The 6176-nt window shown below is 67.0% G+C and carries 5 protein-coding genes and 1 pseudogene; all 6 read right to left on the reverse strand.

The genetic code is table 11. The features are described from left to right. The coding region (locus CC117_RS07920; RefSeq protein ID WP_116287733.1) for an ATP-binding protein at nucleotides 1–452 on the reverse strand (452 nt) is incomplete at its 3' end. Continuing rightward, nucleotides 449–1984: a nitric oxide reductase activation protein NorD gene (locus CC117_RS07925; RefSeq protein WP_071083104.1), complete on the reverse strand. Its 1536-nt coding sequence runs from the start codon at nucleotides 1982–1984 to the stop codon at nucleotides 449–451. The genes CC117_RS07920 and CC117_RS07925, both read right to left, overlap by 4 nt. A gap of 517 nt (nucleotides 1985–2501) precedes the next feature. Continuing rightward, nucleotides 2502–3110, reverse strand: coding sequence for a TetR/AcrR family transcriptional regulator (locus CC117_RS07930; protein WP_071083105.1), 609 nt, complete (start codon nucleotides 3108–3110; stop codon nucleotides 2502–2504). A 79-nt stretch (nucleotides 3111–3189) separates the two neighbouring features. Then, nucleotides 3190–4308: an NAD-dependent epimerase/dehydratase family protein gene (locus CC117_RS07935; RefSeq protein ID WP_071083106.1), complete on the reverse strand. Its 1119-nt coding sequence runs from the start codon at nucleotides 4306–4308 to the stop codon at nucleotides 3190–3192. Nucleotides 4309–4412: 104 nt separating this feature from the next. Beyond that, the gene (locus tag CC117_RS07940) at nucleotides 4413–5975 is read right to left on the reverse strand and encodes an MFS transporter (RefSeq protein ID WP_084131726.1); all 1563 of its coding nucleotides are present in this window, start codon (nucleotides 5973–5975) and stop codon (nucleotides 4413–4415) included. Nucleotides 5976–6051: 76 nt separating this feature from the next. After that, nucleotides 6052–6176, reverse strand: a pseudogene (locus tag CC117_RS40415) (short-chain dehydrogenase); the annotation flags it as partial.

Consider the following 6176-nt stretch of genomic DNA (forward strand, 5'->3'; position numbering starts at 1 on the left):
TTGTAGGAGCATACGAGCATGAACGTCTCCGGCGCCTCGACTGCCTCTCCGGTGCGGTCGAGGAACAGGGTCCGGCGGTGGTCGGTGAGCGAATGCAGGATCGCGAGGGAGTCATGTCGGGCTTCGGCGACCTCGTCGAGGTAACAGATCGCACCGTCCCGTACGGCTCTGGTGAGTGGGCCGTCCCCCCACACGACGTCGCCACCGGTCACGAGAAACCGGCCGACCAGGTCTGCGCTGGTCAGATCGTCATGGCAGCTGATCGTCACGACAGGGCGGCCGACCCGCGCGCCCAGGTGCTCGACGAGCCGCGTCTTACCACACCCGGTGGGTCCGGTGAGCATGACAGGCAGCAGCCGGCGGTAGGCGTGTTCGAGAAGACGTACCTCGTTCCCGGCGGAGAGGTAGAGCTCGGTGTGCTGCCCGGCCCGCTCGTCGTCGGCGCCGTTCATGCGGCGACCAGTTCACGGTGCACGTGCGCGAGAACACGCGGCAGCTCCTCGACGCTCCTGATTCGCTGGGAACGGCGCGGTCCGAACACCTCGGGGAGCGGGTCGACCCGGGTGGACCCGACGCCGATGTAGTAGAGGACGACACCGGCCTGGTAGGCCTCGTCGACCGCGTGCGCGACGTCGGCCCAGGCGTACCGCCCCTCGTATCCCTCGTCGCACATGAGGCCGTCGCCGATCACGATCAGCAACCGCCGCTCCGACGCCTGGCCGAGAAGTCGGCTGGTGAGGTGCCGGATCGGCGCGCCAAGCCGCGTGTAGCCGCCAGTCATTAGTCCAAGGCGGCTCGGGGCTACGAAGCACGGCTGGTCGAAGTCCTTGAGACAGCGCACGTCGACTCGATGGCGGGTGTTGCCGGTGAAGGTGAAGACACCGTGGCGCTCGCGCGCGGAGGTCATCGCCTGAGACAGAGCGTCCGCGCAGGCCAGCTCGATCTCGAAGATCGTCCCGTGGTGGGCCCCGAGCGAGGAGCTCCCGTCGAGCAGCAACGCCGTCGTCACGTCACGAAGGCCGGGAACCAGGTCCCGGAACATCCGAGGCTCGGACGCCTGACCGGCGGCGGCGGAGGCGAAGTGGTCGACGTAGCGGGTGATGTCCAGGTCCGCGCCGTCCTCCAGGCCGTTGCGCATCGTTCGGTGGGTGTCTTCCTGGAACCACCGTCGTAGGGCCGGCGAGACGACGGTTGCATGCGCGGCCTCAGCCGCAGCCGGACGCTCCAGGACGGCGACGTGGTTGGGGAGAAACCGTTTCGTCCACATGTTCCATTCCGGGTAGGGAATGCCGACCCGCTCGTCCGGTCGAATCTCGATCTCCTCGTTCTCGGGCTGGCTCGGCGGCGGCAGGTTCGGGTTCTGCGCGCCGCCCTCGCCGCCCACCGGAATCGAATGGATGCGCCGTTGATCGCTGCGACGCGAGGACCAGGGCATCCGCCCGTGACCTCGACGCAGGGACGACGCCAGTCGTCGGCCGCGCTCGGTGCTGGCAGGCAGCCGGCCGAGCAGCGGGTGAACAGCCACCGCCTCGCCAGAGCGCGCAAGCCGCAGCGCTTCGGTCAGCATCTCCCGGCCGTCGAGGTCGGGATCTGCAGTCTTGATCCCGCCGAGGGCCCGTTCGAGTTCGGGGAGGAGCCCGCCCCATCGGGCCGCGATCCACCCCAGCGCGACCCTCCCCTCAACCACGGACAGTGCCAGCAGCTCTCGGGACGTGAGGTCGTCCAGCGGAACGGCTGCGACTCGGTCCTTGGAAGGAGCGGCCTGCAGTGCGATGCCGCACGTCATCGTTCGGGTGCTCCAGTCCGCGGCGAGCGGCGGATGAGGAACGTGCACCGCCGTCCGTCCGGAGTTGAGGCCGAAGGCACGGTGCTCCCCGGTCACGAGGCGCGCGTCGTCCCGGCCGCCATCGGAGAGCGTCGCGGCGAGGAGAGCGAACCGTTGCCGCAGGTCACTGGCGGACGCCGCCACCATGTCCACGCTCATAGCACCGACCCGGCCGTCGCGCCGGCAGCGGCGGCGGCGCTCAGAATGTCCCGATACGACTCATCAGGTAGTACCAGAACCCGACGACCGCGGCGCACACGCCCCACGCGAATCCAAGGCTCAGAATTTCTTCCAGCAAGGCAGGGCCTCCCATGGCACTCGATCGTCGCTGGCAGACATTGGTCATTGCGGTGATGTAGCTTCGGAGTCCCCATCGGCGCTCCAGGTCAGATGGCAAATAATCCGGAATGATTGCATACGGAATTTTGATACGCGACGCGAGCGCAATGGAGTCGCAGTGCGCTGAGGCACGTGAGAAGGGGCGGGTGAACCGCTCGAGGTTTCATGTCCACCCAACAAGAAGAACCGTAGGTCATTCGATGACTCGTGTCAATGACTTCAGTCGGTCAGGCGCGAAGGTGGTGCCGACGCATGCCGAAGCGCGGGGGCTCGGGCAGGCTGCTGTCGCGGAGGAGAGGAGACGCGTCTCGGCGATGGTTGTCCGAGGTGGCGTGACCTACCGCTTCTCGAGGCTGCGAACCGTGCTGGCTACGAACTTGTCGAGAATCTCTGCGCGTTCGACCTTCGGGCCGTGGTTGACGATGAGAATTCCGTACAGGCCGAGCATGAAGAAAACCGCGCCCGCGACGGGATCTGCCTCGGCAAAGAGCTGACCCGCGCCCCGCGCCCGCTCGAGCTCGTCCACCACCGTACGGATGGTCAGGTACTTGTCCCAGCTGTCATCCGCCGGGCGCGTTGGTGAGAAATGCTGTGCGAGCACCTCCCGGAACAGCAGACTGCCCAGTCTGTGTTCCATCGCCACGACGGCCCGCACGATCTCGCTCAGCACCGATGGAAGGTCGTGTGACCCGTCGAAGAACCGCTGGAGCTCGCCGCTGATGCGGACATCCTCCTGCCCCTCCAGCTCGGAGAGCACGTGTTCCTTCGTCGGAAAGTGAAAGTAGAAGGTACCGCGCGCTACACCCGCCGTCTCGACGATGACTCGGACGTCCGCCTCCGCCGCTCCCTTGCGTTTGAACTCGGCAATGGCGGCATCGAACACTCGCTGGCGCGTCTCGAGTCGCTGCACATCGCGACCAGTCATGCGGCGCTGAAAATCGGGCATCCCTCCCAGTCTACTAACCGTGCAGCGGAACGTCAAACATCGGATGCATTCAGTGGCCGCAGTGAAGCGATATGCCGTGCTAGACGTCGAGTGCCTCGGGTGCGAGCGCCTCGGTTCCGTATTTTGTCCGGATGAACGCCCAGGGGTCGGCGTAGCTGCCACGACGTTCCCTGCGCCGCAGCACCGTGAGCAGGCCTCGGATGGTTCCCCGCAGCACGGGACTAACCGCTCGGATCGCGGCTCGGCGCCGGCCGAGCGAATCAGCCACCCAGACCTGGGTGTCAGTCCAGGAATGGTGCTGGAATCCCAGGAGCTTCTGAGCTTCGGTGGTGTCGAACCAGTCTGTGAGTCCCCATCCGCGATCGTCGTCCGGGTCGCCGGGGAGGAACGCGTCGGGGCCGATCGCGCCCACGCCGGTAACCTTCATCATGTCGTCCTGGATCTCCCACTGCCGGAACATGTACGACTCGTTTCCGGCGATCAGAAGGACCTTGCCGTGGATCTCCGCGGTCAGGCCCGCCGCGTTCGCGAAGGCGAGCGCTGCGTCACGTGCGTCCACGGCGTGGACGCGATTGTCGCGAGGTGACGCCCGGAGCAGGATGAAGTAGTCCCGGTCGAGCTGGCGTAGGCCGTCGGGAGAGACGATCGCGCCAAGCCGCAGGATGGCGTACGGCAGACCGCTGCCGGCGACAGTCTCCTCGGCCGCGAGTTTCTGTGCGCCGTAGCAGTCCGCGGGATGAAGCGGCGTCACGCCGGTCAGTGGCGCCGTGAAGCGGTGCGGATTGCGTGGGCCGTAGACCGCGGAGCTGGAGGCCAGGACGAACATCGGCGGCACGGGGAGTCCCTTGGCCGCGTCAACGAGGTTGGTCGTGCCGTCGACGTTGACCCGGTGCGCGAGCACCGGGTTGCGATAGCAGGGCGGCGCGACCGATGCGGCGAGATGCACGATCGCCGACGGCGGATGCTCGGCGACGAGGGTGCGCACCGCGGCGGCGTCCAGCAGGTCGACGAACGCGGGAAGCAGCTCGCCGGGCTCGCCCGGTGCCGGTGTCAGACCACGGGCGGATGCGATGGTGTGCTCATTCCGGAGATCCAGGGCGATGACCCGGTGGCCTCGGCGGAGCAGGATCGCGGTGGTGAGCTTGCCAAGCTGCCCCATCGCGCCGGTGACCAGGACCGTGTTAGCCGAACTCGACATGTGACCTCCAGGCAGTCGACTGGTCGCCGCTTGCCGTTCGTAGCGCACCGGGTCGACGCTTGGGCTGGTCCTCGGTGGACCCGGTTTTGATGTGCCGCCATGAATCAGATTCCATGTACCACGCCTTTGTTCACCGGAAGTGCTCCGATGTGCGCTGCGACGTGACTTGCCGCGACGCTCGTCGCGATCGTGTTGAGCAGGGCGGTGCCGACCGCGCCACCCACCTGGTTGGCGACGTTCAGCGTCGCGGCCGCGATGCCCGCCTCATCCGGGTCCACCCCGAGCGTCCCGAGCGCGAATGCCGATGCGAACACTATGCCGAGGCCGGTGCCGAATACGGAAGTGCCCGGCAGGACCGAAAGAGCGTAGTAGGACTGCGAGCTGATCTGGGTAAGCATCACGAGCCCGATCGCGGCGATCAGAAGCCCGGTCGGGGCGAGCGTCCGCGGGCTCACGCGGGGGCCGAGCAGGGTGTTGCCGACTGCGGCGGCGACGAGGATCATGCCTGTCATCGGCAGGAATGCCAGGCCTGTCATCACAGCGGACATGCCGAGTGTCGCCGTCAGATAATAGGCGAGAAACAGGAACACAGCGTAGGAACCAACAGCGATGAGCAGAAGCGCCGCGTAGGCTCCCCCACGATCCCGGTCAAGGAGAATGCGCAACGGGAGCAGCGGATGCACTGCTCGGCGCTCGTATCCTAGGAAGGCGGTGATCAGTATCGCTCCGATGATCAGATAGCTGACCGTCGATGCCTCGGTCCAGCCGTCGGCGCCCGGTCTCCGCGCGGCGCTGCCGAACCCATAAACGACGGCGAACAGTCCGGCGGAGACAAGCACCGTGCCGACAGCGTCTATTCGTGGCCGATTCTCGGTCGATCTCCCGCGAAGCAGACCCAGCACCCCTGCCAGGGCGACGACGGCGATCAGATCGTTCACGTACAGGGTCCAACGCCAGGAAAGGTACTCGGTGACGAATCCGCCGGCGAGGAGGCCGATCGACGCTCCCGCCGCCGCGGCGCCGCCGTAGATGCCCACCGCCCTGGCTCGTTCCCCGCTTGACTCGAACGTCGTGGATACGAGCGCGAGCGCCGCCGGTGCGAGCAACGCACTGAACGCACCCTGTGCGGCTCGCGCGACGACCAGCATCTCGAAGTTGACGGCGGCGCCACCCAACGCCGATGCCGCAGCGAAACCGACCAGGCCGACGACCAGTGCCCGCTCCCGCCCGATCAGATCGCAGATGCGCCCGCCCACGAGCAGGAGACTGCCGAAGGCCAACGAGTAGGCCGTGACCACCCACTGGCGATCACCGTCAGAGAAGCCCAGCGCCGCCTGCGCATAGGGCAGCGCGATGTTGGAGACTGTCGTATCAAGGACGACCATCAGCTGCACCAGGGACAGGACCGCGAGGATCTGCCAGCGGCGCGGGTGTGACAGGCCGGCTCTCAGAGCAACGTCGCGCGTGGCGGGCGGCTCATCCCACGTGCCGAGCCGATCCAGAACCGGCGCGCCACGGCCAGGTCCGTGGACCGCTGACCCGTCTTGCGACACCGCCCGCGGATCGTGCTCGTGGCCGCCCTCTTCGGCCACGAGCATGGAAGGCGGTGGATTGGCCTTTCGGGCTGGGTCATCCAACCCAGGGCGCTGTCCGCTCTCATCGGTCATGACGACTGTCTACGCGGTCTCGCTGACCTAAGTCAATGACTTGTGTCGTCGATGTTGCTCGGTGACCGTGACCTCGTTACCACGGCACATCGCCGTGGCGGTCGGTGAAGGTGTTGGTCGGGCCGTCGGGGCCGACCTGGGCCAGGGCGACGATCGCGTCGGTTCCCTCGGTGACCGTCTGCGGGCCGCTGTGGCCGTTCA

Origin of the sequence: Parafrankia colletiae (assembly GCF_001854655.1) — a bacterium.
In the GTDB taxonomy this organism is placed as follows: domain Bacteria; phylum Actinomycetota; class Actinomycetes; order Frankiales; family Frankiaceae; genus Parafrankia; species Parafrankia colletiae.

What these genes read in the sequence shown, in the direction of transcription:
- CC117_RS07935 (WP_071083106.1), bottom strand. Translation starts at nt 4,308, where the DNA reads ATGTCGAGTTCGGCTAACACGGTCCTGGTCACCGGCGCGATGGGGCAG.
- CC117_RS07940 (WP_084131726.1), bottom strand. Translation starts at nt 5,975, where the DNA reads ATGACCGATGAGAGCGGACAGCGCCCTGGGTTGGATGACCCAGCCCGA.
- CC117_RS07930 (WP_071083105.1), bottom strand. Translation starts at nt 3,110, where the DNA reads ATGCCCGATTTTCAGCGCCGCATGACTGGTCGCGATGTGCAGCGACTC.
- CC117_RS07925 (WP_071083104.1), bottom strand. Translation starts at nt 1,984, where the DNA reads ATGAGCGTGGACATGGTGGCGGCGTCCGCCAGTGACCTGCGGCAACGG.